Here is a 26,086-nt window from a genome sequence, read left to right on the forward strand (position 1 = left end):
GCGGGCAGGTCGACGAAGGCGATTCGCGTGCCGGTGCGCGGAGAGGGAGGGGTCGTTGCGGCCGCGTGTCGATGGAAGGCGCTGCCCTTTGTTGGCCTCTTTACATGTCACAGGCCCGTCAGCGACGATATCCTTGGGAATCAGGCCATTGCCCGAGATGGGACAAATCTGATATTTTTGTAACATTGGAGGCAATTCTATGAGCGATGACCCTAGACACGTTATTCTTCCGATTTTTTATAATCAGCGCGGGGCGATGATTTTCCGTGATCGGCCGCTCAAGATAAAGCCTGCCCCGTCCGCGATGCAAAGCATCATGGGGCTGGTTAATAGAAATTCGCTCCCGAAAGAAAAAACGATCTATCAGGATTATTTTTATTACGGATTTGAATTCAGTCCGAAGAAAATTCGACTGATGGATGCGCTCATGGGCGGCATTTTCGATTATTTCCATTCCATTGGAATAACGTTCAACTACCCTGGAGTGGATCTGGCTTCGGTTTCCGAGGATTGGGTCGGGAGGACGCGCTATCATGTCGTCGCCGTGATGGCCGACATGCGTAATCCCTATCTCTGCGCCTTTGGCTATCTCGATCCGTCGACCGGGGCCTTTGTCGAGGACGATAACGAGACGAGGCCGCGTTCCAAGCTGAAGTCGCCTGCCATCTCCGTGGGAATAGTGAAGACCATGATCCGCAAGGGCGAGCTTGATGAATCGCGTATTCGTCTGGCGAAGGTGCAGTTGCCTGCCTAGTGACGGGTAGACAGTCTCGACCGGTTTCCCTTTCTCTCTTTCGGCGCGATGGCGACGGGCTGTTCCGGCTTCGGTATCGGAATATCCGGTGTTTCTCGCGCGACGCATGTCCGGAGGGGTGGGATGATTGGTGGAACCACGAAACTGTTCGGCCTGGTGGGGCATCCGGTCACGCATGTTCGCACGCCGCAGGCGATGAATGCGCTTTTCGAGCGGAACGGGCTGGATGCGGTCATGGTGCCGTTCGATGTGGCGGGGGCGGATCTGGCGGCCTGTCTGGCCGGGCTGCAGCGTATCCGGAATCTCGAAGGGCTGGTGGTTACGGTGCCGCACAAGATGTCCGCCGTGGAGCTGTGCCGGGATCTGACGCCGCGTGCCGGGCTGGCCGGGGCGGTCAATGTGCTGCGCCGTGTCGGTGAGGATGCGTTTGCGGGCGACATGCTGGATGGCGAGGGGTTTGTCGCCGGGCTGGCCGCTGCCGGGCATGCGGTGGCCGGGCGGCGGATCTGCCTTGTGGGGGCGGGCGGGGCGGCCAGCGCGATTGCGGTGGCGCTGGCCGAGCGGCAGCCTGCGAAACTGACGCTGATCAATCGTTCGCGGGAGCGGCTTCTGGCGCTGCATGAGCGGTTGCGGTCGCGGTTTCCGGCGCTCGACGTCGTGATCGGGGAGCAGGTCGGCGGCCATGATCTGGTCGTCAACGCGACTTCGCTCGGCCTGCGGGCGGATGATCCGCTGCCTTTCGATCCGGAGCAGGTGGGGCCGGGCGTTGTGGTGGCGGAGGTGATCATGACCCCGGAGATCACGCCGATATTGCATGCGGCGGCCCGGCGGGGAGCTGCGATCCATCCGGGGCGGGCCATGCTGGATGGCCAGCTGGACGCGATTTTTCGGTATTTTTCGGAAGACGGGCGAATCCCTGCCCGGCAGGGCCGGGGGCCCTGACCGGTCCGCCCGCTTTGGGGCGGACCGGGTGAAGGATCAGGCGCGGCCCGACAGCACGTCCAGCAGGGTCTGGCCCAGCAGGGCAGGGCTGGCGGAGACGTGGATGCCGGCGTCGCGCAGGGCTTCGATCTTGGCGGCGGCCGTTTCGTGGCCGCCGGTGATGACCGCGCCGGCATGGCCCATGCGGCGCCCCGGAGGGGCGGTGGCGCCAGCGATGAAGCCCACGACCGGCTTTCTGGTGCCGCTGTCGCGGATCAGGGTGGCGGCCTCGATTTCCGACGTGCCGCCGATTTCGCCGATCATGATGATCGAGTCGGTGTCGGGGTCGGCGATGAAGCGTTCCAGCACGTCGATGAAATCCATCCCCTTGACCGGGTCGCCGCCGATGCCGACGCAGGTGCTCTGGCCCAGCCCGACCGCGCTGGTCTGGGCCACGGCCTCGTAGGTCAGGGTGCCGGAGCGCGAGACGATGCCGACCTTGCCGGGGCGGTGGATCGCGCCGGGCATGATGCCGATCTTGCATTCGCCCGGGGTGATGATGCCGGGGCAGTTGGGACCGATCAGCAGGCTTTCGGACCGGTGCAGCACCTGCTGTACGCGCACCATGTCGAGTACCGGAATGCCTTCGGTGATGCAGACGATCAGGGGAACGCCGGCGGCGATGGCCTCCAGAATCGCATCGGCGGCGCCGGCGGGCGGCACGTAGATGACGCTGGCATCGACCCGGGTGGCGGCACAGGCCTGGGCCACCGTGTCGAAGACCGGCAGGCCGAGATGCGTCTCGCCGCCGCGGCCGGGGGTGACGCCGCCGACCAGTTTCGTGCCGTAGGCCAAGGCCTGTTCGGAATGGAAGGTGCCCTGGGCGCCGGTGAAGCCCTGGGTGAGGACGCGCGTGTCGCTATGGACCAGGATGGACATCAGGCGACTCCTTCCGCGCGGACGGCCGCGACGATCTTGCGTGCCGCGTCGCCCAAATCGCTGGCGGGGATGATCTTCAGGCCGGAACGGGACAGGATTTCCTCGCCGCGTTCGACATTGGTGCCGGCCAGCCGGACCACCAGCGGCACGCGCAGCCCGGTCTCGTGCGAGGCGGCGACGATGGCCTCGGCGATGATGTCGCAGCGCATGATGCCGCCGAAGATGTTCACCAGGATGCCGCGCACCTTCTGGTCGGACAGCACGATGCGGAACGCCGCCGCCACCCGCTCACGCGAGGCGCCGCCGCCGACATCGAGGAAATTGGCCGGCTCCTCGCCTTCCATCTTGATGATGTCCATGGTCGCCATGGCCAGGCCGGCGCCGTTGACCATGCAGCCGATCGTGCCGTCCAGCCCGACATAGGCCAGCCCGTGGCGGGCGGCTTCGCGCTCGCGGGGGTCTTCCTCGTTCTCGTCGCGCAGTTCTTCCAGTTCCGGATGGCGGAACAGGGCGTTGTCGTCGAAGCTCATCTTGGCGTCGAGCGCCACCAGGTCGCCAGAGCCGGTCACGACCAGGGGGTTGATCTCGACGATTGCGGCGTCCAGCGCCACGAAGGCCTCGTAGGCTGCGCGCAGGACGGTGGTGAAGGCGCGGATCGAGCGGCCGTGCAGGTCCAGCCGCGCCGCGAGGGTGCGGGCCTGGTAGTCGGACAGGCCGGTGGCGGGGTCGATCGATTCCTTGAGGATGCGCTCGGGGGTCGCGGCGGCGACGTCCTCGATCGCCATGCCGCCGTCCTGCGAAGCGACGATGACGATGCGGCCGGTGGCGCGGTCGACCAGCAGCGAGAGATAGAGTTCGCGCGCGATCTCGCACCCGGCCTCGATATACAGGCGGCGGACGATGCGGCCGGCCGGGCCGGTCTGGCGGGTGATCAGCGTGCTGTCCAGCATCGCGATGGCGGCCTGCCGGGCGTCGTCGGGCGTGCGGGCCAGGCGGACGCCGCCCTTGCCGCCGGGATCGTCGGCGAAATGGCCCGCGCCGCGGCCGCCGGCATGGATCTGCGCCTTGACGACCACGAGCGGGCCGCCGATGGCGCGGGCGGCCACCAGGGCTTCGTCGGGCGAACGGACGACCCGTCCGTCCAGCACGGGCATGCCGAATCCCTTCAACAGGGTTTTTGCCTGATATTCATGTATGTTCATACGGTTATAATCCGCGTTTGTTGTGATTGCGCCAGGGGGGGAGCCGGGCGGGCTGCCGGTCGCAGAGGCGCCAGCGATCGTCTGCATGGCATAATCGGCCGGTTTATGCCATCTCGGAAGCTGAAAAGGACTTGTTCAGGCTTCGTATATGCCCTTCTCCACGGAGGGGCGGGAGAGAGGGAAACGGGGCGCGATGGCATGAAAGACGGAGCACAATGAAACACTGGCGCATTGAGCAGATGGACTGGGACAGTTTCGATCCGGCGCGCGTCGACCCCGATATCGTCCAGCTGGTCAAGGCGGCGTCGGTCGTCGAACGGAACGGCGTGGATTACGCGCGCTATCTGAACAATGTGTTCTTCGACGACCCGGCCTTCCGCGAGGCGGCGGACAATTGGGCCGTCGAGGAAGTTCAGCATGGCGACGCGCTGGGGCGCTGGGGGATGCTGGCCGATCCGTCATGGAATTATCCGGACGCCTTCGAACGCTATCGGACCTCGTACACGCTGGAACTGGAGGTCGACCGGTCCATTCGCGGATCGCGCAGCGGCGAGCTGATTGCCCGCTGCATGGTGGAGATCGGGACGTCGTCCTTCTATACCGCGCTGGCCGATGCCACGGAGGAGCCGCTGCTGAAGGCGATCTGCCGGCAGATCGCGGCGGACGAATACCGGCATTTCAAGCTGTTCTACGACCATATGCACCGCTACCTGAAGCGCGAGAGGCTGGGTGTGTGGCAGCGCATGCGTATTGCCCTGGGCCGGGTGACGGAGAGCGAGGATGACGAGCTGGCCTCAGCCTATCACACCACCAACGAGCCGGCCGGCATGCCCTATGACCATGGACGCTGCATTGCGGCTTATATGGCGCGGGCGATGCGGTATTATCAGCCCAGGCACACCGTGCGCGTGACCGGCATGGTCCTGAAGACCATCGGGATTGCGCCGCATGGCTGGGTGCATGAACTGGTTGCGCGGGGCGTGTACCATCTGATTCGCATACGGCAGAAGAAATTCGCCCGTCAGGCCGCCTTGGCCTGACGACGCGCCCCGGCTCCGCCGCATGGCGGACGGGAACAGGACCCAGGAGGGAGTGACGATGTTGGTGCGCAAAATGATCGCGGCCGCGAGCCTCGGCCTGACCGTGGCGGCGCTGTCGCCGGCGGGGGCCGCGCTGGCCGAGCCTTATTCCCTGCCCATCGCGACCTCGCCCGCGGCACCGCCGCCGCCCGATTCCGCCGCCGTCGCCGTCCAGCAGGACCTGGCCCAGGTCGGGGTTGCCGCCTTCACCGCGCCGGCGTTTCGGGTGGGGCTGATCCGGCATGTGGTGCTGTTTCGCTTCCTCAAGGACGTGACGCCGTTCCAGAAGGCGGAAATCGCGCGGCGGTTCCTGGAGCTGGCGGTGGATTCCCGCCGTCCGGACGGGCGCCCGGTGGTGGAGTCGATCGAGACCGGCTTCCAGAACGGCGGCGAGGGCGTGGATGAGGGATACCAGATGGGCTTCCTGGTCAGTTTTCGCTCGGAAGGGGACCGGAACTACTATGTCGGCCGTCCGGTCGTGAACCAGCCGGCCTATTTCGACCCGGCGCACGATGCGTTCAAGACGTTTGCGGCGCCGTACCTGGCCGGAATCATGACGTTCGACTATCGCGTGGCGGCGCTGGCGCGCCCGCCGGAGCCCGTGAAAGCGGCCGGGGCGCGGGCTGGGCATCGGAAATAAACCGGCATACTGTCTCCCGTTCGTAACAGACTCCAGGGGGAACGGGATGTCGGATTGCAGGCGATATGGGCGGGGCGTTTCGGCGCGGCGCGCATGGTTATGCGGCGTCGCGCTGCTGGCGGCCGCAGGCTGGGGCGGCGGCGCGCGGGCGGCCGATGTGGTCGAGGCCCCGTCCTACGGCATGTGGGGGTTCGACCTCGCCGGGCGCGACCCGTCGATTGCGCCGGGCAACAATTTCTTCGGCTACGCCAACGGCCGTGCCGTGCACGACATCGTCATTCCGCCCGACATGACGGCCTATGGGCCGTTCAACATGCTGCATGAACTGTCGCGCAAGCGGGTGCAGGGCATCCTGAACGATCTGTCGGCGCATCCGGTGGCCGAGCCCGCGACGGTCGACCAGAAGCTGGGCACCTTCTACGCCACCTTCATGGACGAGAAGGGGATCGAGGCGCTGGGGACCCGGCCGCTGGCCCCGGACCTCGATGCCGTGCGCGCGGTGGGGGACCGGACCGCCTTTGCCGCCCTGCTGGGGCGCGCCCAGACGGGATTCCAGTATTCGCTGTTCGGGCTTGGCATCCAGCCGGATGCCAAGGACCCGACGGTCTATGCGCTGATGCTGGACCAGGCGGGGTTGGGCCTGCCGGACCGGGATTATTACCTGAAGCCCGAGCTGGCGGCGAAGAAGACGGCCTATCAGGCCTATGTCCAGCAGGTGCTGAGCCTGATCGGCTGGCCGGATGCGGCGAAGCAGGCGCAGGCCATCGTGGCGTTCGAAACCCGGCTGGCGCAGGTGCACTGGGCGCGGCAGGACATGCGCGACCCCGACAAGATCTATAACCCCATCACGGTTCCCGACCTGGCAAAGCGTGCGCCTGGGTTCGACTGGGCAGCCTATCTGACCGCCGCGGAACTGCCCGAGACGATCGTGAAATCGGGCACGCTGATCGTCGGCGAGCCCGATGCCGTCGTCGGCGAGGCGCGGATTGCCGCGGAGACGCCGCTGGAGACGCTGCGGGCGTGGCTGGCCTTTCATCTGGTGGACAACGCCGCGCATTATCTGCCCAAGGCCTTCGTCCAGGCGTCGTTCGACTTCAACGACAAGACGCTGGCCGGCCAGCCGCAATTGCCCGACCGGTGGAAGCGCGGCGTGACCGCCGCCGGCAACGCGATGGGCATGGCGCTGGGCCAGACTTATGTCGCGCGCTATTTCCCGCCCGAATACCGCAAGACGATGGAGGCGCTGACCACCGAACTGAAGGCGGCCTTCCATGTGCGGCTGGAGCATAATACGTGGATGGGCCCGCAGACGCGTGCCGCCGCCGTGCAGAAGCTGGACCATTTCACCATCCAGATCGGCTATCCCAAGCGCTGGCGGGATTATTCCACCCTGGTCGTCAAGCAGGGGGATGCCTATGGCAATGCCGGGCGCGCCGTGGGCTTCGAATGGCGCTACTGGCTGGGTCATCTGGGCCACCCCGTCGACAGGGACGAGTGGGACATGACGCCGCAGACGGTGAATGCCTACAACAACCCGCTGTTCAACGAGATCGTGTTCCCTGCCGCGATCCTGCAGCCGCCCTTCTTTAACCCCAAGGCGGACCCGGCGATCAATTATGGCGCGATCGGCGGCGTGATCGGCCACGAGATGACGCATTCGTTCGACGATGAGGGGCGCAAGTTCGACTATCTGGGTCGCCTGAAGGAATGGTGGACCAAGGATGACGAGGCCCGCTTCAACAAGCTGGCCGACCGTTTCGGCAAGCAGTACGACGCCTTCCAGGTGCTGCCGGGCGTGCATGTGAACGGCAAGCTGACGATGGGCGAGAATATCGCCGACCTGGGCGGGCTGACGCTGGCGCTGGATGCCTATCATGCCTCGCTGCACGGCAAGCCGGCGCCGGTGATCGGCGGGCTGACGGGCGACCAGCGCGTGTTCCTGGGCTGGGCGCAGGTCTGGCGGCAGAAGCTGCGTGACGACATTGTGCGCCAGCGGGTGATGACGGACCCGCATTCGCCGCCGCAGGCGCGGGTGAATATCCCGATGCACAATATCGACGCCTGGTACAAGGCCTGGAACGTCAAGCCGGGCGACACGCTGTATCTGAAGCCCGAAGACCGGGTGAAGATCTGGTAGCGGCGGGGAGCCTCGCACCCCGGGAGCAGGGGGCATGCGGGAACGGTTTTTTGCCGTTCCGCCCCTTGCGCAAACGGGTGCCACCTGCTGGAACCACCTCGTGATCGGGGGAGAGGTGCGATGACGACGGTGACGCTTGGCCATCCGGAGACCATCCTGCATGCGGCAGCCGCGGCAGCGGTGGTGCGCGTGCTGGAAGCCTATGACCTGGATGTCGAATATGTCACCGGCAGCCGGGACGAGCTGAAGGCCGCCATGAAGGCCGGCGGGATCGACCTGTTCGTGTCCGCCTGGCTGCCCGATGTCGATGCCCTGTGGCTGGACCCGTCGCTGGGCATGGATGTGCTGGGCGAGCTGTACAAGCCCGTCTTCGGCTGGTTCATGCCCGAGGGATGCGCGCCGGATGTCGTCTCGATTGCCGATCTGGGGCGGGATGACGGGGTGGTCAACCGCAATATCGTGGCGGCGGAATCGGTCCTGGAACGGGTGCGGCTCGGGGTTGCGTCCTATGGGCTGACGGAGCGCGGCTTTACCATTGAGGCCCGGCCGGACGAAGAAGCCTGGCAACACGCCGCGAAGGCGATCGAGGCCGGCGAGGCGTCGGTGCTGCCCCTGTGGCAGCCGCATTTCCTGCATCATGGCGGCCGGCTGCGGCAGCTGGAAGATCCGAAGAACGTGCTGGCCGGGGAACAGGCGGCCCGGATGCTGGTGCGCCGCGAGGCGCGCGGGGAGCTGGATTCCGACCTGCTGGACGAGCTGGACGAGCTGATGCTGGGCCACAAGGTGGTCAGCGCGCTGGAATATGCCGTCCGCTGCGACGGCATGACCACCGACGAGGCGGCCGAGGCCTGGCAGCGCGGAAGGCTTCTGCCCCGGTAGGGAAATGGAGAACGTGTCCTCCCTGATACCCGGATCGGCCGGTGATCCGCGCGAGGTCGAGTACTGGCTGTTCGGGGCCACGCGGCTGCGGTCCTGCCCCTTGCGCGTGCTGGTGGCCGGGGCCGATGCCGGCGTGGCGGCCGCGCAATCCATTCATGATTATATTGACTGCGACCTGAGCGCGGATGCGGACCCGAGGGCGCGGTTGAATGCGCTCGCCGGCCTGCTGGCACCTGCCGGGGGCATGCGCGTCGTGGTTGCCGCGCCGGACGGGCGCGGGGGCGGCTGCGATGTCGGCGGGCTGTTCGACCTGCTGGCGGGGGCGGGGCTGGTGCCTGTCTGCCTGATGGTGCCGCTTGAATATGATCCGGCGTGTCTGGAGGCCGATCCGGCCGTTTGCACCGATCTGGATTTCCAGCCGGATCGCGCCGGGGCCGCTTTGGCCGAGTCGCGTGCGGGGCAACGGTCGTTTCATGTGGCTTATGCCCGTCATGCGGGCGATGGCGTGCGGCGGGCCGATCCGATGGATGTAGCGTCGGTGCCGGTGTTGCGCGACCTGGACGGGTTCGCGCTTTCGCGGCTGATGCGGCCCGACAACCTGCTGCCGGTCCGCCTGGGCGGGCGCGAGGTGCTGCTGCCGGTGCCGTCGCAGGCGCGTGGCCTGCTGCCGTTGATCGATGGCCGGCGCACGGTGGGCGAACTGGCGGCGATCCTGGAGAATCGGGGTGTCGATGCCGCGCAGTTCCGGCAGGTCTGGCGCGAGATGTTCGCGACCTTTGCCGGGCTGAACCAGCTTCTGCTCCAGGCGCCGCCGTGAGCGGGCGGGCGGATGCGCCGCTCGCGATCGTGATCTTCGGTGCCGCGGTTCGTCCGGATGGCACACCGACCCCTACATTGCGCCGCCGGGTCGCGGCGGCCGTCGCCTTCGGGCGGGGCTGCGCGGCGCCGCTGTTCGTGCCGACCGGGGGCAGCCTGGGCGGGCGCCCGGCCGAGGCGCCCGCGATGGCGGCGCTGCTGCGCGGAGCCGGGGTGCCGGAATCGGCGATCATGATCGAGGCGACGGCGCGGGATACGCTGGATTCGGTGCTGGCCTGTTCGGCGCTGCTGCGGGCACGCGGCTATCGCGGTGCCGTCGCGGTTGCCAGCAGTGCCTATCACCAGCCGCGTTGCCTGGTACTGATGCGGTTGGCGGGGTGGCGGGTGGTGCGGGTGCCGCCGCCGCGCGTGCCGGCCGCCCGGGGCCTGGGGCGCCGGTGGTTCTGGCGCCTGCGCGAGGTTCCGGCGCTGCCGTGGGACGTGCTGCTGTTACTGCGCCGCCGCCGGGAGGCCATGGCCGGCGATTGACAGGCGCCGCGTCCTGTCGGCATTTCGCGGGCCGGAACGCGAGATTTCTTTTGAATATGAGGACAGCATGACCGTTCACGCCTTCATCTTCCCCGGTCAGGGTAGCCAGTCCGTTGGAATGGGGGCCGAACTGGCCGCTGCCTTCGCCCCGGCGCGCGAAGTGTTCGAGGAAGTCGACGACGCGCTGGAGCAGAAGCTCTCGGCCCTGATGTTCGAAGGGCCGATGGAGGACCTGACCCGCACCGAAAATACCCAGCCGGCCCTGATGGCGGTGTCGCTGGCGGTGCTGCGGGTGCTGGAGAAGGAAGGCGGGCTGGAGCTGAAGCGTGTCGCGGCGCTGGTGGCCGGGCATTCGCTGGGCGAATATTCGGCACTGGCGGCGGCGGGGTCGCTGGGGATTGCCCAGACGGCGCGCCTGCTGCGCCTGCGCGGCACGGCGATGCAGAAGGCCGTGCCGGCGGGCGAGGGCGGCATGGCGGCGCTGATCGGCGTGGATCTGGAGCAGGCGCGCGCCATCTGCGCCGAGGCCGCGATCGTGCGTGTGGAAGGCGAACCGGATTGCACGGAAATCCTTGAGGTCGCCAACGATAATGGCGGGGGGCAGATCGTCATTTCGGGCCGGGCGACGGCCATCGAGCGGGCGATCGGGGTCGCGAAGGCGCGCGGTGTGAAGCGGGCGGTGGTGCTGCCGGTGTCGGCGCCGTTCCATTGCTCGCTGATGGCGCCGGCCGCCGACGCCATGGGCGAGGCACTGGAGCGGGCCGAGATTGCCGCACCCGTGGTGCCGCTGGTTGCCAATGTCTCGGCGGCCAAGGTGACGGACCCGCAGGCGATTCGCGACCTGCTGGTGCGCCAGGTGACGGGTACCGTGCGCTGGCGCGAGAGTGTCGATTCCATGGTGGCGATGGGTGTGAACAGTTTTGTGGAGCTGGGCGCCGGCAAGGTACTGTCGGGGCTGGTGCGGCGGATCGCGCCCGATGCGGCGACGCGCTCGGTCGGCACCCCGGCGGATATCGAGGCGTTTCTCGCGTCGCTATGAGATATGATTTTTCAGGCAAGGACGGGCTGATGTTCAGGTTGGATGGCAAGACCGCGCTGGTGACGGGCGCATCGGGGGGAATCGGTGCCGCGATCGCGCGGACCCTGCACGCCCAAGGGGCGCGGGTTGTGCTTTCCGGCACGCGCGAGGCCGTGCTGGCCGCCGTGGCCGGCGAGATCGCCCCGGATGGCGAGCGGGTCCATGTCTGCCCCGCCGACCTGTCCGACCCGGCGGCGGCCGATGCGCTGGTCTCGGCCGCCGAGGTCGCGGCCGGTGCGCCGCTGGACATCCTGGTCAACAATGCCGGCCTGACGCGTGACGGGCTGGCGATTCGCATGAAGGACGAGGACTGGAACCGCGTGATGGAGGTGGATCTGGCGGCGCCCTTCCGCCTGTGCCGCGCCGTGCTGAAGGGCATGCTGCGCCGCCGGGCCGGGCGAATCGTCAGCATCGCCTCGATCGTCGGCGTGACCGGCAATGCCGGGCAGGCGAATTATGCGGCGGCCAAGGCGGGCATGATCGGCATGAGCAAATCGCTGGCGCAGGAGGCGGGATCGCGCGGCGTGACCGTCAATGTGGTGGCGCCGGGCTTTATCCAGACCGCCATGACCGACGTGCTGTCGGACACGCAGCGCGAGAAGCTGCTGGGCGGCATTCCGCTGGGCCGGATGGGAAAGCCCGAGGATATCGCGGCCTCCGTCGCCTATCTGGTGTCGGACGAGGCCGGGTGGATCACCGGTACGACGCTGAACGTCAACGGCGGGATGGCAATGCCCTGATCGACGCGCGAACGCGCTGATTCCGCTGGACGCAGGCGGGGATATGGCGGACAACAATCCGATTTTGCGGGGCCGGATTTTCGGGTTCCGGCAGCGGATTGTGACGGAAAGAAGATCCGCCGCCTTGGCTATTGCCGAGGAACCGTGCTAATCCGCCGCTGCTTCGTCCGGAAGCGGGCTGGGCATGTTCCGGCGGTTCCGCTTCGCGGGACGTCAGACAGGACGAATGAATTTCGAACCGCCCGTATCTCATTGGGGCAGACAGGAAGCGAAGACAGATGAGCGAAATCGCTGACAAGGTTAAGAAGATTGTGGTCGAGCACCTCGGTGTCGAGGAAAGCAAGGTCACGCCGGAGGCCTCCTTCATCGACGATCTGGGCGCGGACAGCCTGGACACGGTCGAGCTGGTGATGGCCTTCGAAGAGGCTTTCAGCGTCGAGATCCCGGAAGATGCGGCTGAGAAGATCGCGACCGTGAAGGACGCGATCGACTATATCGAGAAGCAGAAGGCCGCCTGAGGCTGCTTCTACCGGAACGTCGGATTTTGTGATCAGGGAGCGGTGCGGGTTGATACAATCTGCCGGAGGAGCGTCGGGACATCGGCGCGTTGTTGTTACCGGTATGGGCATTGTCAGCCCGCTCGGGCTCGGGCTCGAACATAACTGGTCGCGCCTGATCGCCGGCGAGAGCGGGATCGGCCGCATCGCCTCGTTCGATCCATCGGACCTGCCGGCGCATGTCGCCGGCGAGGTGCCGACCGGGCCGACCGAGTCGGGCTGCCTGACCCTGTCGGACTGGGTGCCCGTCAAGGACCAGAAGAAGATGGATCGCTTCATCCATCTGGGCCTTGTCGCGGCGACCGAGGCGGTCGAGGATTCCGGGTGGAAGCCCGAATCCGAGGAAGACCGGTGCCGGACCGGCGTAATGATCGGTTCGGGCATCGGTGGCCTGCAGACGATTTACGATGCGTCGATCACGGTGCATGAGGGGCGGGCGCGTCGCCTGTCGCCCTTCTTCATCCCGTCGGCGCTGATCAACCTGGTCTCGGGCCATGTTTCGATCAAATACGGCTTCAAGGGCCCCAACCATTCGGTCGTGACCGCGTGCGCCACCGGTGTGCATGCGATCGGCGATGCCTCGCGCCTGATCATGCTCGGCGATGCCGACGTGATGGTTGCGGGTGGAGCCGAGGCGGCGGTCTGCCCGTTGGGAATCGCCGGGTTCAGTTCGGCCCGTGCGCTCTCTACCGCGTTCAATGACGCCCCGGACAAGGCCTCACGCCCCTGGGATCGTGATCGCGACGGCTTCGTCATGGGCGAAGGCGCCGGCATCGTGGTGCTGGAGGAGTACGAGCACGCAAAGGCGCGCGGTGCCAAGATCTATGGCGAGATCATCGGCTACGGCATGTCGGGCGACGCCTATCACATCACTGCGCCGGCCGAAGGGCATGAGGGTGCGTATCGCGCCATGCAGGCCGCTGTGCGCAGTGCCGGGATCTCGGTGTCCGATATCGGGTATGTGAATGCCCATGGGACGTCGACCATGGCGGACGACCTGGAATTGCAGGCCGTCGAGCGGCTGTTCGGCGATGCCGGGCGCCAGCTTGCGATGTCGTCGACCAAGTCGGCCATCGGCCACCTGCTGGGGGCTGCCGGCGCCGTCGAGGCGATTTTCTCGATCCTGGCGATCCGCGACAATGTCGCGCCGCCGACGCTGAACCTGGACAACCCGTCCACCGAAAGCGTGATCGACCGGGTGGCGCATGAAGCCCAGCGCCGCAAGATCGATATCGCTCTGTCGAACAGTTTCGGGTTCGGCGGGACCAACGCCAGCGTCATCGTACGCGGGGTCTGAGCCGGCAGGGACGGGACGGATCGGGCAGACAGCCTGATCCGCGTCCCGGGGCCTTGTCTTCGGCATTGTGACGCGGAAGAAGAGCATCATGCTCAAGCGTCTTCTGATTTTTACCCTGTGCCTGCTGCTGGCGGTCTGTGCGGCAGGTGGAGGTGTGGCGGCCTGGGGATGGTGGCGCTATGGCGCGCCCGGACCGGCGCCCGAATCCCGCGCGGTGGTTATTCCCCGTGGCGGCCTGGCCAGCACGGCGGCCATCTTGCAGCATGAGGGCGTGATCGCGCCGGGCCGGATCAGCAGCCTGCTGTTTCGCACGGCGGTTCATCTGACCCGTCATGACGGGGTGCTGCATGCCGCCGAGCTGGAATTTCCGGCCCATGCGTCGCTCCGCGACGTGCTACGCGTGCTGCGTCATGCCCGGCCGGTGGTGCATTGGCTGACGGTGGCTGAGGGCCTGTCCGCGATCCAGGTGGCCGAGCTGATCGACCGCGCGCCCGTGCTGGCCGGGCCCTCGCTTCCGCCGCCGGTCGAGGGTGGGGTTCTGCCGCAGACCTACGATTATGAATGGGGTACGCCGCGTGCCGCCCTGCTGGGGCGGATGCAGGCGGCCATGGAGATGACGCTGGAGGCGGTCTGGCGCGATCGGGCGCCCCTGCCGGAGATTCCCGACCGGCGGACGCTGCTGATTCTGGCCTCGATGGTCGAGCGCGAGACCGCGATTGCGGCCGAGCGTCCGCTCGTAGCGCGGGTGTTCATCAACCGGCTGCGCCTGGGGATGCGGCTGCAATCCGACCCGACCGTGGTTTATGGGATCAATCGCGGGGCGGGGCCGCTGGGTCATGCCCTGACCCGGGCCGAGCTGGACGCGCCGGGTGCCTACAACACCTATACCCTGCCGGGCCTGCCTGCCGGGCCGATCTGTGCGCCCGGTCGGGCGTCACTGGATGCGGTGGCGCATCCTGCCGACAGCGATGCCCTGTATTTCGTGGCCGACGGCAGCGGGGGGCATGCCTTTGCCAGCAGCCTGTCGGAGCACAACCGCAATGTCGGCGCCTGGCGCGCCCGCCAGGCACCGGGCAAGTGACCTCAGGGAGGTGACAGGGGCTGGCTGCTGACCGGGCCGGACGAGGGGACGTTGACCTGTGCCGGCTCGCCGCCCTGCGTGGGCTGGGCGTAGGCCGGGGGCGGCATGGCCGGCGCGCCGGCGGTCGCCCTGGCCTGTACCTCGCTGAGCGCGGCGCGCAGGGGGTCGGCGCCGGGATTGTTGACGCGCATCGAGACGACGATGTCCTCGGGGCCGACGATCTGGTTGTAATAGGCGCGGTTGGCGCCGCTGTTGACCGTCAGTTTCGAGCCGCCCAGCGCCGCGCCGGCGAACAGGCCCTCGGATTTCTGCAGGGCCATGATGTCGGTATTGCGCTCGCCCGCCGTGCCGCTTTCGATGCCCGACCCCATGGTCGCGAACGAGGCGGAGGCGTTGGCGCCGAACTGGAACTGGCTGTCCAGCAGCGCCTGCAGCCCGCGGTCGGTCATGACGAAGAACATCATCTGGGAATCCTGCATACCGAGCTGGATGCCCACATTGGCCGAACTGAGCGTGTAGAAGGCCGGATCGGACCAGGACCCGCGCGCGTCGCGCGACAGCAGGGCACAGCCGCCGCCTGCGCCGCCGAAGCCGATCGACATGCGGAAGATGGAGGGGCAGACCATCACCGCGCGGGCCTGGCTCATGTAGCGGGTGATCTTGCTGTCCGGGCGGGCGCCGTTGAACATCTCGCGCACGGTCAGGGTGGCGCGGTCCACCAGGGCCTGCTGCCGTTCGCCCGCAGCCAGGGCCGGCGCCGCCGGCAGCGCCAGCGCAATGGCCGCCAGGGCCAGGGTTGTGCGGGAAAGACCGTCTCGCAAGGGCATGCTCCGTAATTTTCGGCATCGCGCGACCTCCGGACCGTCCGTGCCGCAGAATGCCGAGCAGATCATATCGATATCGTGCGCGGCCGGAATGCGTCCGGTCGCGCTGCCGTGAAGCAGGAAGGGGCGCGCGGCCGGTATGCCCGTCCACGCCTGTCTCCTGCCGGATTTTTATGGCGTAACCATGGCTGGCGGCAACCGGTCAGTCCAGCGGTACCGCAAGGGCGGCGGCCAGATCGTCGGCGATTCCCGGTGCCGTCGCAAGGAGGGTGATGCCGCCATCCAGCCCGCCGTCGCGCAGGAAGGGGGAAAAGCGTGCCCCCGCTTCCTCCAGCAGCACCAGAGCCGCCGCGACGTCCCACAGATTGATGACCATTTCCAGGTAGCCGTCCAGCCGGCCGCACGCGACATCGGCCAGGGCCAGCGCGCCGGAGCCGCCGGAACGGGGCATGGCGCCGAGGTCCAGGATCGCGGCCATCTTCGCCGCGTAGACGCCGTCCGGCACCTTGTTGCTCCACCCCATCTCGACCATCGCCGAGCGGGTGTCGGTCACCGGCGAGGCCTTGATCGGCCGGCCGTTGAGGAAGGCGCCGTGGCCCCGCACGGCGGTATAGGTCTCGTGCAATGCCGGGGCCAGGATGATGCCGGCGACCGGCTGGTCGCCATCCATCAGGCCCAGGGAGACGCACCAGCGCGACCGGCCGCGCGCGTAGTTCGACGTGCCGTCGATGGGGTCGACCACCCAGCGCAGGCGGCCGGTACGGGTGCGGCCTTTTTCCTCGCCCTGGAAGCCGTCCTCGGGGAACAGGGCGCCGATCCGTTCGGAAATCAGGGCTTCGACCGCGCCGTCGGCTTCGGTCAGCCAGTCCTGGGCGCTCTTCTGCTTGCCCGAGGGGCCACCCGGCGGCGGGCGCATCGCCATGGCCAGGTCGGCCGCGTCGCGGACGATGGAGCGGGCGGCCTCGAACCGGCACAGGATGGCGGCATCGGACATCGGGAAACCTTTCAGCGTGGGATGGGTGGGGCGGTGTGCCGTCATTCGACTCGCCGGGCTGCTCGCAGGGCGGCGGTGATGGCGGGGTCGTCCAGGCGGGCCAGCCGTTCGGCCGCCTGGGTGGCGAACAGCCAGGTCAGCTTCCGCCGGCGGGCGGCCGCGAGCGCGGTCGTGGCGGGGGAGCGGAGGATGGCGGCTTCGGCGAGCACGTGCGGCCCGTCGGGCAGGGTATCGGTGTCGGCGACCATGATTCCGGTCCCCTCGGGCAGCAGGGACAGGGGGAAGGTGCGATCGACCGCGAAGAAAAGCTGGTCGCACCAGTCCCGGTAGCAGGTCCATTTCCGGTCGGTCAGGAAGTCTCGGGGGCCGGATTTGATTTCGATGCAGACGAATCCATTGTCGGGCCGCAGGGCCATGATATCGGCCCGGCGGCCGTCGGGCAGGACCAGTTCGTTCAGTGCCGCCCAGCCCATCTGGCCGCAGAGATGATTGACCGCGCGGCGGATGGCGATCTGGTTCTGTACGGGGTCGACGGGCATCGGGCGCACCATGCCACGGGTGGGACGGCGCGTCACGGCCGGCGAGGTTTCCCAAGCCGGCCCGATAGGATAGATCGCTCGGCGGCCGCCATTGGGGACGGTCTTGCAGTTTGGGAGCGGGCATGGGCCTTCTGCGCACCGATATCTGGCGGACGGGCATCCTGCACTGTCCGCTGCCCGAAATCCTGGCGCGGGGCAGTGTCGAGGGGCTGGCGGCGACCTGGTTGCCGGATCCGGGGCCGTTCCGCTTCCTGGCCGATCCGTTCGGGCTGTGGCGGGACGACCGCCTGTATGTGTTCGCCGAGGCTTATGACTACCGGAACCGGATCGGGCGGATCGACGTCTTCGTCTTCGATCGGGCCATGCGTCTTCTGGATGCGCGGTCGGTGCTGTCCGAGCCGTGGCATCTGTCCTATCCGGTGGTGATCGCGGACGGGGACGAGATCTATCTGCTGCCCGAAGCCTATCGGTCGGGGCGGCTGACGCTGTATCGCGCCGTCTCCTTTCCCGACCGGTGGGAGAGGGTTTCCGATTTCGCCTTTCCCGAAGCGGCGATCGATGCGTCGCCGGTGCGGATCGATGGACGGTGGTGGATGTTCTACAGCCCCTCCGGTGGGTCGGGCGCGGACCGGCAGAGCCTGCTGCATATCGCCTGGGCCGATGCCTTGTGCGGGCCGTGGCATTTGCATCCCGGCAATCCGGTCCGGCGGGACCGTCGCAATGCGCGGCCGGGCGGCACGCCGGTCCTGATCGATGGGCGGATTGTCCTGCCGACCCAGGATTGCACCCGCACCTATGGCGGGGCGATCGTGCCCCTGACAGTGACGGATCTGACGCCGACGCATTTTGCCGCCCGCGCCGGGGTGCCGATCGTCGCGGCGGCGGATTGGAAGCCCTTTACCGACGGACTGCATACGCTGTCCGCCGCCGGTGATGTGACGCTGGTGGATGCGAAGCGGATCAGCCGATCTCCCCGCCGGATCGCGATCGAACTGGATCGCCTGAGCCGGCGGAGGCTCGGGAGGCCGGGCGGGCGATAGGGGCGGTCAGCCGCGTTGCGATGCGGCGATCCGGTCCAGGATCGCCTGGCCGGCTTCATCGAATCGTTCGGGAGCGAAGAGGGTCTGCACGCGGGTTCGCGCGGCCTGGCCCATGGTGGCCAGGGCCTGTGGCTGGCGCAGCATCCTTGCCAGTGCATCGGCCAGGGCGACGGGATCGGCGGGGGGGACCAGCAGGCCGGATAGGCCATCCTGTACCGTGTAGGGGATCTCGCCGACCGATGAGGCGACCGGGGCCAGGCCGGCCTGCATGGCCTGATGCACGCCGATGCACAGCCCCTCGTGCCGCGAGGGCTGGACGTAGCCGTGCTGGGTGGACAGGAAGTCCGGTACCGCGTTTGTGAATCCCGCCAGATGCAGCGTGGTCAGGCCGTGGTCCCGGATCAGGCCCTCGATCTGCGGGCGTGCATCGCCTTCGCCCGCGATGGTGACCCGGAAGGGTGGCAGGGACCGGTCGGTCTTCAGCAGGGCAAGGGCCTGGCACAGGATATCGTAGCCCTTGACCGGATGCAGGCGCCCCAGCGAGCCGATCCGTACGATCTCGCCGGCTTGCCATGGGTGTGCGACCGGGCAGGCGGGGTCGGCGCGGAAGATCGGCCATAGCGCTGCGCGGTCGGCGGGGATATGCAGCCGGTGGCGCATGAAATCGAGCACGCAGGTGGAATCGGCGACCCAGATCCGGCTCAGCCGCCGCAGGTTTCGCAGCAGGCGGGTGTTGGCGGGGCTCAGGCCGGCGGAATGCTGCCAGCTGACGACCGGGATGCGGTGCCTCAATCCCACCATCTGCCCCAGCACGGTGGCCCGGGTGAGGGATGTCCAGAGGAGGTCGGGGCGCCAGTGGCCGATCTGCTGGTTCAGCCAGCGCAGGGCCGCCAGATGGTCGCGCCGGCCGCCGGGGCAGATTTCGACCGGCAGGCCGGCCGCCTGGAGGGCCGGCAGCGCGCGGCCGTCGCGGCGCAGCAGGGCGAAGACGGCGACCTCGTGCCCGGCGCGGCGCAGGACGCCGGTGATGTCGGGGACGGGGAAAGCGGCGCCGCCGCCTTCCAGGGAGTTGATGATGTAGGCGATGCGCATGGGTCAGGCGACGCGGGGGTGGTGGTTCTTTTTTTCAAAAAAGAACGGAAAATCGTTCGTCATTCCGGGGTCTTGCGGAGCAGGGATTCGACCAGAAGCAGATCGGCGGGCTTGTCGACATCCACGGCGGCGCGGCCGTCGGGCAGGGTGACCAGTTTCACCGACGCCTGGCTCAGGCTGCCGACCCGCTTGCACAGGGCCGCGCGGGTCAGGCCGCCCGTCACGTAGCGCAGCAGGGTGCCGAGCCCCAGCAGGCGCGCCATGCGGATCGGCCGTTTGCGTTCCTGCTCGATCCGCTGCCACAGCTCCACCACGCCGATCGAAGCCGGCGTGCGGAACAGGAACAGGTTGCAGCCGGAAAAGGCGCCATCGGCCAGGCGGATCATGGTGCGCTTCGTCCCTGGGACGTCGCGAGCGATGTCGGCCTCCATGGCGACGGCGGCGGCCATGTCGCACTGCGCGTCGACCGAATCGAGGAAGGCGTCGATCCATTCCGGGCGTAGCAGGGCATGGTCGGCGGTGGTGACCAGCAGGGGGGTGCCGAGCGTGCGCAGGGCCTCCATCACGCTTGCGCTGGGGCCGGGGGCGGGGGGCAGGAAATCGACCGCATGGTCCAGTTCGAGGCCCGCCAGGATGCCGGGGGTTTCGATGCTGATGACGATCCGGCCGATTCGGGGGCTGGCGGCGAGCGCGTCGAGCACCCGCGCGATCATCGGCCGGCCGGCCACGGGGAGGATCGCCTTGTGCGATACGTTGGCGGCGCTGGCCATCGGGTCCTCGGCGCCGGCGCGGGTGCCGGCCAGGACCAGGGCGGTCAGGGGAGCGGGCGAGGACGCGCTGGACGTCATGCCGCGTTCCGCTGCGACGTCGCCCCGTCCGGGCGGTCGCGCGGGGGGGAGCCGGTCTGTTCCATTACCCAGGGGTAGCGGCTGGCTTCTTCCAGGTCGTAGCCCAGGTTGAAGACGTGCGGGCTGCGGGGCCGGGCGCGGGCGTCGACGTAATAGGTGCCGAAGGCGCGGTCGACGACGAAGCTGGTGATGCCGTAATTGCCGTCCTCGTCATGGAAATGATGCAGGACGTGGCGCTGCTTCATCTTCTGGATCCAGCGCATCCGCGGCTTGTAGTTGAGGTGCTGGATGCAATGGAAGAATTCGTAGATGCAGGTGATGACCAGCCCGGTGCCCATCGCCGCCGCGGCGCCGCCGGCATGGCCGATCAGGTAGCCGATCGGCAGGGTGATGAGGCCGATGGTGGGGATGGTGTTCAGCGGCGAGCCGAACAGCACGTCCAGCAGGTGCGGATCCTGATGATGGTCGAAATGGATGCGCTTCCACAGCGTCGCCGTCCATTTCATCCGGTAGAGGAAACGACCGTGCAGGATGAAGCGATGGATCATGTACCACGCCAGGGGATAGACCGCGACGACCGCACCGGCGGCGACCAGGGTGGGCCCGATGCCGGGGAACTGCCGGGCCAGGACCACGAAGCAGATCACGGCCAGGACGATATAGAGCAGGATCGTCGGATAGGTCAGGTAGGCGATCCACAACTGGCGGAGATTCATCTTCCCCAGGTCGAAGCTTCGGCCGGTGCGAAGAGACGTGTTGTGTAGGGTTGTGCCGATCATCTCTCTTCAATCCTCAACACCAGGGCACAGACGGCGAGCGTGAAGATCACGATGCCGGGCAGCGTCGCTGCCGGAGCCGGCAGCGTGCCGGCGTTGCCCAATGCCCGCAGCATGCCCTGGAAGACCACGAACAACAGGCCGGCCCCCAGGCACCAGACCGGTAGCCAGCTCCGCGTTCCGCTTCGTGGTGGGATATAGACCACCGGCAGGGCCAATAACAGCATTACCGCGAAGCTGAAGGGTGTCAGCACCCTTGCCAGCAGCGCGGTGCGCAGGGCTGCCGCCGGCTGCGATGCGGGTGCGTGCCCGCGCAGGATCGCGATGATGGTGGCGGCCGAAAGCGGGGGGGCGTCCATCGATAGCCGGATCATGTCGGCGGGGCGCAGTCCGGCCGGCCAGCCATGGTCCTGTGCCGGGGCGGGGGCCAGCGTGGCCGTATGGATAGCGGCCCCCGTCGGCTCCAGGCTGCGGCCGCCATCGTCGGTCCATTTGCCGTCGGCATAATGCAGCGTGTTCAGGTGAACGGTGCGGAGCAGCCGGCCGGCCGGGCCTCGCTGGTACAGGTCGACATGGACGAGGGTCGTGCCGCCGTGGGAGACATAGCCGATATCGGCCAGTGTCATGCCTGAGCGGAACCAGAAGCCGTGCCCAGCTTCGGGGTGGGGATCGGTGCGGTTCCACCAGCGTGCCAGCGCCAGTTCGGTGCGGGGTGTGATCTGGTCGTCGGCTAGGGCGCCGGCGACGCCCAGCGCGAGGATCGCGGGCAGCATCAGGCGGGTCAGGCCGGGGGTGGTCAGGCCGGCGGCACGCAGGATCGCGATTTCGCTGCCGGTCGTCATCTGCACCAGCAGGACCAGCGAGCCGATCAGCACGGCCAGCGGCAGGGTGCCCCCCAGCAGGATCGGCGCGTGCAGCAGCATGAAATAGGCGATGCCGCCTGCGCCCTGGTGGCGTTCCAGGATCGGGGTCAGTTGCTCCAGCAGCGCCAGGATTTCCATCAGCGCCAGGAGGATGACGGCGGTGGCCAGGATTCGTTCGAGCAGTTCGCGCGTCAGGTAGCCGATCAGGACGTGGCGTGTCGGCGCGGGGGAAGGGAGGCTCATGATGACGGGCGGGCCAAGGGGCGGGAGAAGAGGCGCCGCCAGGTGCCGCCGGTTCCCACCGATCCGGCTCGGTGGAGGATCAGCCAGACGCAGGACCCGCAGAACAGCAGGAATGGCCCCCATATGACCAGCCAGGGCGACATCGCGCGGCTGGCCACCAGGCTAAGACCCAGTTGCAGCGCGTGGTCGAACCCGACCAGGCTGATGGCGGCGATCGCCAGTCCGAGATTGCGCTGCTGGCGCTTGGCCATGCCCGCCAGCGCGCAGGCGAGGACCGGGATGAAGGGAATCGCCAGGGCCCGGGCGATGCGGAAATGGAGTTCGGCCACCAGATGGGGCCGGCGGATCTCCGGATCGCCCCCGCGCACCCCCTGCAGCAGTTCGAGCAGGGTCAACTCGCGCTCGTCATTGCCGCGACGGCGGAAGGCATGGGCCTGGGAGACGGTCTGGAAGATGCGGGTGGTCGTATCGAACAGCACCAGGGTCGGGGCCTCGTCCTGCCGGTCGGTGACGATGATGCCGTGCGCGAGGTCCAGCCGGACCGAGGTTCGGTCGTCGGCGATGCGCAGGGTTCCGCTCTCGGCGGAAATGTCGCGTTCCAGCCCGTCGCTTCGGTCGCGGATGAAGACGTGATGCAGGCGAGTGCCGGCGCCGTCGACGCGGTCCGCCGTCAGCATCAGCGTGTCGGCGGGGGTAGCGAACATTCCGCCTTGCAGGTGGGGGGCCCAGCCCGCATGGGCGGCGAAATACATTGCCTGCCGGAAATCGTAGCGTGCGTAGGGCTGAATGAAGCCGTAGAGGCTGAACCCGACCAGGCCCATGGCCGCGCCCACGATGACGAAGGGGCGCGCGATCCGCAGCAGCGAGACGCCGCTGGCCATCAGGGCGTCGATCTCGTTGTTCTGGCTCATCCGGCGCACGACCGAAAAGACGCTGACGCAGATCGCCGCCGGCAGGGCCAGGCCCAGATAATGCGGAATCAGGTCGGCCAGCAGCCCCGCGAAGACCTTGAGCGTGCCGCCATCCGCTGCCAGCACGTTCAGGAGGACCAGCAGCCGTTCCAGCAGCAGCGCGGTCATGACCACGGCCAGCGAGATCAGGAACGGCGGTGCCATCTGCCGGACCAGATAACGGTCGAGGGTTCCCGGCGTGATCCTTTGCAGCAAGGCGGAAGGGAGAGGCGCAGGCATCATGTCGGCCAACACATACAAGTATCGCCTAGGGGAGGCGATAGGCATCGAAGCACCAGGGCGGCAGTTCGCGGACCGGCTGGCCCGGCGCGACCAGGCGACGGCGGATTTCGGCCGTATATCCGCGCCCGGTGCTGGCGATGCGGATATGGTGCCACGCGGCCATGCGTTCCTGGCCCGGTGCCAGCATCGAGGCCGAGGCGATTCCCAGTACCGGCACCGTTGCCGTGGGACCGGGCAGGGAGGACAGGCCGGAGCGGTGGCTGTGGCCGTGCAGGACCAGTTCGGCCCCCGCCCGGGCAATGGAGGCCGCGAACAGCCCGCTATCCTGCAGCGCCTTGCGGCGGGATACGATTCCGGGAACCGGTGGATGGTGGATCATGACCACGCGGAAGGCGCCCTCGCGCCCTGTTTCATGCAGCAGGTCGGCCAGCCGGGCGGCCTGCGTTGCGCCGATCCGTCCGGCGGCGGAAAACCATGGGGTGGGGAAGGCCGAATTGACGCCGATCAGCGCGACCGGGCCAAACCGGCGGACGAACGGAAAATCGTCCGACCGGGCCGCCATCCATTGTTTCCAGACCCCGAGCGTGGTGTCCCAGGGCTCGCGCACCAGCATGTCGTGATTGCCGGGGATGATCGCGGTCTGGGGGGGCAGGCGTGCCGCCAACCATGCCGCCGCGCGCCGGCATTCGACCGGCAGGCCCAGATTGGTCAGGTCTCCGGTCAGGGCCACGGCGTCGGGCGTCATGGCGTGGATGTCGGCGACGAGGGCTTCGAGGGCGGTATCGACATGCATGAACCGGCGCCGGCGGCGCCAGGAAAGCTGGCTGCTCATGCGCTTGTTCAGGAGTGCCGATACCGGAAAGCGTAGCCCGTCATGGGCCAGGTGCAGGTCGGACAGGTGGGCCAGGGTGATGTCGTTCACGATTTTCTCCGCACTATCCGTGGCCTCCCTGTCCCGGGCCTGGGTTCACGATCTTGCAATAATGCCGGGAACGCGGCTTATGACCCCAAGAATGTCGGTGTCACAGAGAAAGGTCGATAGGGAGTGAGTGAGCGGTTCGCCCTGATTCACAATCCGCGCAGCCGTCGTAATGACCGTGAAGACGGCTCGTTCCGTCGGCGTGCGTCCGAAGCGCTGGGGCCGCTGTTCTTCCATTCGGCGTCCGGGCCCGGCCTGGTCGAGATCGCGGCCGAACTGGCCCGTCGCGAGGTGGGCGTGGTCGCGATCGATGGGGGCGACGGCACCGTCAGCAATGTGATGTCCGCCATTCATCAATGCTATCCGGCCGATGCGCTGCCGGCGCTTGCCGTGCTGCCGTCGGGGAATAGCAACCTGATCGCCGCCGATGTCGGGTTCGGCCTGCGTGGCAATGCGGCGCTTGAACGGTTGAATGTCCTGGCCCGTGAAGGGCTCCTGCGGCACCGGGTGCTGCGGCGGGACGTGCTGGCCGTTCGATGGTCCGATCCGGCGCGTCCGGCGGTGCTAGGGATGTTCCACGGCGCCGCTGCCTTTACGCGCGGGATCCGTATCGCCCATCGGCCGGCCCTGCTGAACCGGTTTTCGCACGATCTTGCGGTCGGGGTGGCGATTGCCTCCTCGCTGGGGCGTCTGGTCTTTCGTTCGACGCGCCGCAAATGGCTGGCCGGAGACCGGGTGACGCTTGCCATCGGGGACGAGGCAGCGCGGACGGCGGATTGTTTCCTGTTCCTGGCGACCACGCTGGACTGTCTGCCTGGGGGCATGTGGCCCTTCGCGTCGCGCGAGGGGGCCGGGTTATCCTATCTCAGCGTTGAGGCCTTTCCCGAGCATCTGCTCTCCGCCACCTGGTCGTTGCTGCGCGGACGGTGCACCGCGTGGCTGGACAGTTCGCCATCCTATCGGCGCGGCCGTACCGATCATCTGGCCTTGCGGCTTGATGGTGACTTCGTGCTGGATGGCGAAATCCTGGATTCCGGTCCGGATGGGCAGACCTATCTGTCCGCGGGGCCGGCCTTCGATTTTATCCGGAATGCCTGATTGCCATGGATGACGTGCGATACGATCCTCTCGCTGCCGGGCGGGTCGCCCGCATCCTGACGGACGAACTGGTGCGGCCGGTGGAGCCGGCGGTAACGGCGTTCGTCGGCGAACTGGTCGGGGATGCGCCGGTCATGGGTGTCCTGTTCTATGGGTCGGGCCTGCGGCAGGTGGACCCGGAGGGCATTCTCGATTTCTATATCGTGCTGGACCGGCAGGCCGACTGGCCGCGCGGCAGGGCGGCGCGCGAGGCGAATGCGCTGTTGCCGCCGAATGTGGAATATCACGAGCGCATCATCGAGGGCGCGTGTGTCCGGGCCAAGGTCGCCATCCTGACCATCGGGCAGTTTCGGGCGCTGACGGCGCGCGCCAGTCTGGACACCACGATCTGGGCGCGCTTCTGCCAGCCGGCGCGGCTGGTCTGGGTGCGCGACGCGGCGGCGGCCGACGCGATTCTGGGCTGCCTGATCCGCGCCGTGGGTGTGGCCGCCTGGTGGGCCGCCATGCTCGGTCCCGAGAGCGGGCCGGCGCGGGCCTTCTGGGAAGGCCTGTTCCGCCGGACCTATGCAGCGGAATTGCGGGTCGAAGGGGGGGATCGGTCCATCAGTTTGCTGGCCGGCGAACTGGGGGGGCGTTTCGACGCGCTGCTGCCGGCGGCTTGGGCGGCGTCCGGTGTGTCCTTCCGGGAGGAAGGCGACAGATTGCGTCCTTCATTGTCGGCTGGAACGCGGGCGCGGGCTGCGCGCCAATGGCGGATTCGCGCCGATCTGGGGCGCCCACTGAATGTCGCGCGGCTGTTCAAGGCCGCTTTCACCTTCGCCGGCGGAGCGCGCTATATCGCCTGGAAGATGCGCCGCCATAGCGGTGTCGATCTTGCGCTGACCCCGTTCGAGGCCAGTCATCCGCTGATCTGCCTGCCCCGGCTGCTCTGGCGACTGAAAGGGGCTGGGATCTTCCGGCGCTGACGCGCCCGCCGAGGATGTCCGGCGGGCGCGTCAGCCATCGGGGA

At 67.8% G+C, this 26,086-nt stretch carries 27 protein-coding genes; 16 read left to right on the top strand and 11 right to left on the bottom strand.

Annotation, left to right across the window (positions count from 1 at the left end; all coding sequences use genetic code 11):
- Window positions 1–199 precede the first annotated feature (199 nt).
- Window positions 200–754 (top strand): hypothetical protein, encoded by a 555-nt coding sequence (locus HLH27_RS15130; RefSeq protein WP_182950876.1) that lies wholly within the window; start codon window positions 200–202, stop codon window positions 752–754.
- Window positions 755–877: 123 nt separating this feature from the next.
- The gene (locus HLH27_RS15135; protein WP_182950877.1) at window positions 878–1,696 is read left to right on the top strand and encodes a shikimate dehydrogenase family protein; all 819 of its coding nucleotides are present in this window, start codon (window positions 878–880) and stop codon (window positions 1,694–1,696) included.
- A 36-nt stretch (window positions 1,697–1,732) separates the two neighbouring features.
- Here the strand turns inward: HLH27_RS15135 and sucD are convergent, their stop codons facing one another.
- Both sucD and sucC read right to left on the bottom strand, forming a co-directional pair.
- On the bottom strand, window positions 1,733–2,614 hold the full coding sequence (sucD, locus tag HLH27_RS15140) for a succinate--CoA ligase subunit alpha (RefSeq protein ID WP_182950878.1): 882 nt from the start codon (window positions 2,612–2,614) through the stop codon (window positions 1,733–1,735).
- Window positions 2,614–3,816, bottom strand: a complete 1,203-nt coding sequence (gene sucC / locus HLH27_RS15145; protein WP_182950879.1) for an ADP-forming succinate--CoA ligase subunit beta — start codon at window positions 3,814–3,816, stop codon at window positions 2,614–2,616. Before sucC ends, sucD begins: the two co-directional genes overlap by 1 nt.
- A gap of 215 nt (window positions 3,817–4,031) precedes the next feature.
- Here sucC and HLH27_RS15150 point away from each other — a divergent pair, with 215 nt between their 5' ends.
- The 11 genes from HLH27_RS15150 to mltG all read left to right on the top strand — a co-directional run bounded on the left by HLH27_RS15150 (window position 4,032) and on the right by mltG (window position 14,648).
- On the top strand, window positions 4,032–4,856 hold the full coding sequence (locus tag HLH27_RS15150; protein ID WP_182950880.1) for a ferritin-like domain-containing protein: 825 nt from the start codon (window positions 4,032–4,034) through the stop codon (window positions 4,854–4,856).
- Between the two features lie 58 nt (window positions 4,857–4,914).
- On the top strand, window positions 4,915–5,535 hold the full coding sequence (locus HLH27_RS15155; RefSeq protein ID WP_246375937.1) for a Dabb family protein: 621 nt from the start codon (window positions 4,915–4,917) through the stop codon (window positions 5,533–5,535).
- 46 nt (window positions 5,536–5,581) lie between these two features.
- Window positions 5,582–7,672 carry a M13 family metallopeptidase gene (locus HLH27_RS15160; RefSeq protein ID WP_182950881.1) on the top strand — a complete coding sequence of 697 codons (2,091 nt, stop codon included), beginning with the start codon at window positions 5,582–5,584 and terminating at the stop codon, window positions 7,670–7,672.
- 120 nt (window positions 7,673–7,792) lie between these two features.
- A complete protein-coding gene (locus HLH27_RS15165) occupies window positions 7,793–8,551 on the top strand; it encodes a glycine betaine ABC transporter substrate-binding protein (protein ID WP_182950882.1) in 759 nt (252 codons plus the stop codon).
- A 13-nt stretch (window positions 8,552–8,564) separates the two neighbouring features.
- The gene (locus tag HLH27_RS15170) at window positions 8,565–9,368 is read left to right on the top strand and encodes a hypothetical protein (protein WP_338029927.1); all 804 of its coding nucleotides are present in this window, start codon (window positions 8,565–8,567) and stop codon (window positions 9,366–9,368) included.
- A complete protein-coding gene (locus tag HLH27_RS15175) occupies window positions 9,365–9,895 on the top strand; it encodes an ElyC/SanA/YdcF family protein (protein ID WP_182950884.1) in 531 nt (176 codons plus the stop codon). The genes HLH27_RS15170 and HLH27_RS15175 overlap by 4 nt, the downstream gene beginning before the upstream one ends.
- A gap of 67 nt (window positions 9,896–9,962) precedes the next feature.
- The gene (gene fabD, locus HLH27_RS15180; RefSeq protein ID WP_182950885.1) at window positions 9,963–10,934 is read left to right on the top strand and encodes an ACP S-malonyltransferase; all 972 of its coding nucleotides are present in this window, start codon (window positions 9,963–9,965) and stop codon (window positions 10,932–10,934) included.
- A 29-nt stretch (window positions 10,935–10,963) separates the two neighbouring features.
- Window positions 10,964–11,713 (top strand): 3-oxoacyl-[acyl-carrier-protein] reductase, encoded by a 750-nt coding sequence (gene fabG / locus HLH27_RS15185; RefSeq protein WP_182950886.1) that lies wholly within the window; start codon window positions 10,964–10,966, stop codon window positions 11,711–11,713.
- Window positions 11,714–11,991: 278 nt separating this feature from the next.
- The gene (locus tag HLH27_RS15190) at window positions 11,992–12,231 is read left to right on the top strand and encodes an acyl carrier protein (protein WP_012227163.1); all 240 of its coding nucleotides are present in this window, start codon (window positions 11,992–11,994) and stop codon (window positions 12,229–12,231) included.
- Between the two features lie 49 nt (window positions 12,232–12,280).
- Window positions 12,281–13,567: a beta-ketoacyl-ACP synthase II gene (gene fabF, locus HLH27_RS15195; protein ID WP_182950887.1), complete on the top strand. Its 1,287-nt coding sequence runs from the start codon at window positions 12,281–12,283 to the stop codon at window positions 13,565–13,567.
- A gap of 88 nt (window positions 13,568–13,655) precedes the next feature.
- Window positions 13,656–14,648, top strand: coding sequence for an endolytic transglycosylase MltG (mltG, locus tag HLH27_RS15200; protein ID WP_182950888.1), 993 nt, complete (start codon window positions 13,656–13,658; stop codon window positions 14,646–14,648).
- Window positions 14,649–14,650: 2 nt separating this feature from the next.
- On the opposite strand, the gene HLH27_RS15205 is transcribed toward mltG, so the two are convergent.
- The 3 genes from HLH27_RS15205 to HLH27_RS15215 all read right to left on the bottom strand — a co-directional run bounded on the left by HLH27_RS15205 (window position 14,651) and on the right by HLH27_RS15215 (window position 17,005).
- A complete protein-coding gene (locus HLH27_RS15205; RefSeq protein WP_182950889.1) occupies window positions 14,651–15,475 on the bottom strand; it encodes a lipid-binding SYLF domain-containing protein in 825 nt (274 codons plus the stop codon).
- Window positions 15,476–15,674: 199 nt separating this feature from the next.
- Window positions 15,675–16,466 (bottom strand): inositol monophosphatase family protein, encoded by a 792-nt coding sequence (locus tag HLH27_RS15210; protein WP_182950909.1) that lies wholly within the window; start codon window positions 16,464–16,466, stop codon window positions 15,675–15,677.
- 41 nt (window positions 16,467–16,507) lie between these two features.
- Complete coding sequence (locus HLH27_RS15215) at window positions 16,508–17,005, bottom strand: MmcB family DNA repair protein (protein WP_182950910.1); 498 nt, start codon at window positions 17,003–17,005, stop codon at window positions 16,508–16,510.
- A 122-nt stretch (window positions 17,006–17,127) separates the two neighbouring features.
- On the opposite strand from HLH27_RS15215, the gene HLH27_RS15220 reads away from it, so the two are divergent.
- Entirely contained in the window at window positions 17,128–18,045 is a 918-nt protein-coding gene (locus HLH27_RS15220; RefSeq protein ID WP_182950890.1) for a glucosamine inositolphosphorylceramide transferase family protein, read from the top strand.
- 6 nt (window positions 18,046–18,051) lie between these two features.
- On the opposite strand, the gene HLH27_RS15225 is transcribed toward HLH27_RS15220, so the two are convergent.
- The 6 genes from HLH27_RS15225 to HLH27_RS15250 are packed head-to-tail and all read right to left on the bottom strand — an operon-like array spanning window position 18,052 to window position 23,982.
- Window positions 18,052–19,137 (bottom strand): glycosyltransferase family 4 protein, encoded by a 1,086-nt coding sequence (locus HLH27_RS15225; protein ID WP_182950891.1) that lies wholly within the window; start codon window positions 19,135–19,137, stop codon window positions 18,052–18,054.
- 59 nt (window positions 19,138–19,196) lie between these two features.
- Entirely contained in the window at window positions 19,197–19,985 is a 789-nt protein-coding gene (locus tag HLH27_RS15230) for a nucleotidyltransferase family protein (protein ID WP_182950892.1), read from the bottom strand.
- Entirely contained in the window at window positions 19,982–20,764 is a 783-nt protein-coding gene (locus tag HLH27_RS15235) for a sterol desaturase family protein (RefSeq protein WP_182950893.1), read from the bottom strand. Before HLH27_RS15235 ends, HLH27_RS15230 begins: the two co-directional genes overlap by 4 nt.
- A complete protein-coding gene (locus HLH27_RS15240) occupies window positions 20,761–21,867 on the bottom strand; it encodes an LptF/LptG family permease (RefSeq protein ID WP_182950894.1) in 1,107 nt (368 codons plus the stop codon). The genes HLH27_RS15235 and HLH27_RS15240 overlap by 4 nt, the downstream gene beginning before the upstream one ends.
- Complete coding sequence (locus HLH27_RS15245) at window positions 21,864–23,060, bottom strand: LptF/LptG family permease (protein WP_182950895.1); 1,197 nt, start codon at window positions 23,058–23,060, stop codon at window positions 21,864–21,866. Before HLH27_RS15245 ends, HLH27_RS15240 begins: the two co-directional genes overlap by 4 nt.
- Window positions 23,061–23,085: 25 nt before the next feature.
- Entirely contained in the window at window positions 23,086–23,982 is an 897-nt protein-coding gene (locus HLH27_RS15250; protein WP_338029928.1) for a metallophosphoesterase family protein, read from the bottom strand.
- Window positions 23,983–24,105: 123 nt separating this feature from the next.
- Here HLH27_RS15250 and HLH27_RS15255 point away from each other — a divergent pair, with 123 nt between their 5' ends.
- Together HLH27_RS15255 and HLH27_RS15260 are read left to right on the top strand one after the other, a co-directional pair.
- Window positions 24,106–25,077, top strand: a complete 972-nt coding sequence (locus HLH27_RS15255; RefSeq protein WP_182950896.1) for a diacylglycerol kinase family protein — start codon at window positions 24,106–24,108, stop codon at window positions 25,075–25,077.
- Between the two features lie 5 nt (window positions 25,078–25,082).
- Window positions 25,083–26,042, top strand: coding sequence for a hypothetical protein (locus HLH27_RS15260; protein ID WP_182950897.1), 960 nt, complete (start codon window positions 25,083–25,085; stop codon window positions 26,040–26,042).
- Window positions 26,043–26,086 lie beyond the last annotated feature (44 nt).

This window comes from Gluconacetobacter takamatsuzukensis, from assembly GCF_014174275.1.
GTDB lineage: Bacteria > Pseudomonadota > Alphaproteobacteria > Acetobacterales > Acetobacteraceae > Gluconacetobacter > Gluconacetobacter takamatsuzukensis.

What these genes read in the sequence shown, in the direction of transcription:
- HLH27_RS15130 (WP_182950876.1), top strand. Translation starts at nt 200, where the DNA reads ATGAGCGATGACCCTAGACACGTTATTCTTCCGATTTTTTATAATCAG.
- HLH27_RS15135 (WP_182950877.1), top strand. Translation starts at nt 878, where the DNA reads ATGATTGGTGGAACCACGAAACTGTTCGGCCTGGTGGGGCATCCGGTC.
- sucD (WP_182950878.1), bottom strand. Translation starts at nt 2,614, where the DNA reads ATGTCCATCCTGGTCCATAGCGACACGCGCGTCCTCACCCAGGGCTTC.
- sucC (WP_182950879.1), bottom strand. Translation starts at nt 3,816, where the DNA reads ATGAACATACATGAATATCAGGCAAAAACCCTGTTGAAGGGATTCGGC.
- HLH27_RS15150 (WP_182950880.1), top strand. Translation starts at nt 4,032, where the DNA reads ATGAAACACTGGCGCATTGAGCAGATGGACTGGGACAGTTTCGATCCG.
- HLH27_RS15155 (WP_246375937.1), top strand. Translation starts at nt 4,915, where the DNA reads ATGTTGGTGCGCAAAATGATCGCGGCCGCGAGCCTCGGCCTGACCGTG.
- HLH27_RS15160 (WP_182950881.1), top strand. Translation starts at nt 5,582, where the DNA reads ATGTCGGATTGCAGGCGATATGGGCGGGGCGTTTCGGCGCGGCGCGCA.
- HLH27_RS15165 (WP_182950882.1), top strand. Translation starts at nt 7,793, where the DNA reads ATGACGACGGTGACGCTTGGCCATCCGGAGACCATCCTGCATGCGGCA.
- fabD (WP_182950885.1), top strand. Translation starts at nt 9,963, where the DNA reads ATGACCGTTCACGCCTTCATCTTCCCCGGTCAGGGTAGCCAGTCCGTT.
- fabG (WP_182950886.1), top strand. Translation starts at nt 10,964, where the DNA reads ATGTTCAGGTTGGATGGCAAGACCGCGCTGGTGACGGGCGCATCGGGG.
- HLH27_RS15190 (WP_012227163.1), top strand. Translation starts at nt 11,992, where the DNA reads ATGAGCGAAATCGCTGACAAGGTTAAGAAGATTGTGGTCGAGCACCTC.
- mltG (WP_182950888.1), top strand. Translation starts at nt 13,656, where the DNA reads ATGCTCAAGCGTCTTCTGATTTTTACCCTGTGCCTGCTGCTGGCGGTC.
- HLH27_RS15205 (WP_182950889.1), bottom strand. Translation starts at nt 15,475, where the DNA reads ATGCCCTTGCGAGACGGTCTTTCCCGCACAACCCTGGCCCTGGCGGCC.
- HLH27_RS15210 (WP_182950909.1), bottom strand. Translation starts at nt 16,466, where the DNA reads ATGTCCGATGCCGCCATCCTGTGCCGGTTCGAGGCCGCCCGCTCCATC.
- HLH27_RS15215 (WP_182950910.1), bottom strand. Translation starts at nt 17,005, where the DNA reads ATGCCCGTCGACCCCGTACAGAACCAGATCGCCATCCGCCGCGCGGTC.
- HLH27_RS15220 (WP_182950890.1), top strand. Translation starts at nt 17,128, where the DNA reads ATGGGCCTTCTGCGCACCGATATCTGGCGGACGGGCATCCTGCACTGT.
- HLH27_RS15225 (WP_182950891.1), bottom strand. Translation starts at nt 19,137, where the DNA reads ATGCGCATCGCCTACATCATCAACTCCCTGGAAGGCGGCGGCGCCGCT.
- HLH27_RS15230 (WP_182950892.1), bottom strand. Translation starts at nt 19,985, where the DNA reads ATGACGTCCAGCGCGTCCTCGCCCGCTCCCCTGACCGCCCTGGTCCTG.
- HLH27_RS15235 (WP_182950893.1), bottom strand. Translation starts at nt 20,764, where the DNA reads ATGATCGGCACAACCCTACACAACACGTCTCTTCGCACCGGCCGAAGC.
- HLH27_RS15240 (WP_182950894.1), bottom strand. Translation starts at nt 21,867, where the DNA reads ATGAGCCTCCCTTCCCCCGCGCCGACACGCCACGTCCTGATCGGCTAC.
- HLH27_RS15245 (WP_182950895.1), bottom strand. Translation starts at nt 23,060, where the DNA reads ATGATGCCTGCGCCTCTCCCTTCCGCCTTGCTGCAAAGGATCACGCCG.
- HLH27_RS15260 (WP_182950897.1), top strand. Translation starts at nt 25,083, where the DNA reads ATGGATGACGTGCGATACGATCCTCTCGCTGCCGGGCGGGTCGCCCGC.